Annotated in this window: 1 protein-coding gene; it reads right to left on the reverse strand. The window is 41.3% G+C overall.

The genetic code is table 11. The features are described 5' to 3' along the window. Window positions 1-178: 178 nt before the first annotated feature. Window positions 179-280, reverse strand: a complete 102-nt coding sequence (locus tag PZE06_RS28970) for a PH domain-containing protein (RefSeq protein ID WP_275792532.1) — start codon at window positions 278-280, stop codon at window positions 179-181. Window positions 281-288 lie beyond the last annotated feature (8 nt).

A 288-nucleotide genomic window follows, 5' to 3' on the forward strand; every position in this document is an offset into this window, starting at 1 on the left:
TTCCTCTGATGATATACCTTTTTAACGCCCTTCTTGGTGCTGGTGCTATTTCATTTGAGACAATATAGCCTGGAATATTCTCTTCAATGATGTCATGGATGCTCGCTTTTTTAATAAATGGAAGAATATTAGCTGAAGAACCTTCCGTATCTCCTACTGAACCGCCAGCACTTTCAATTTAAACACTTGCATAGCCTAATGGCTGTCTAAGCCAATTTTCACTAATCCTGATCCCTTGGATGCGGTTAAGGGGAATGGTCAGCTGTCGCTTTTCTAACAGCCCTCTAG

The organism is Robertmurraya sp. DFI.2.37 (genome assembly GCF_029211245.1).
In the GTDB taxonomy this organism is placed as follows: Bacteria; Bacillota; Bacilli; order Bacillales; family Cytobacillaceae; genus Robertmurraya; species Robertmurraya methanolica_A.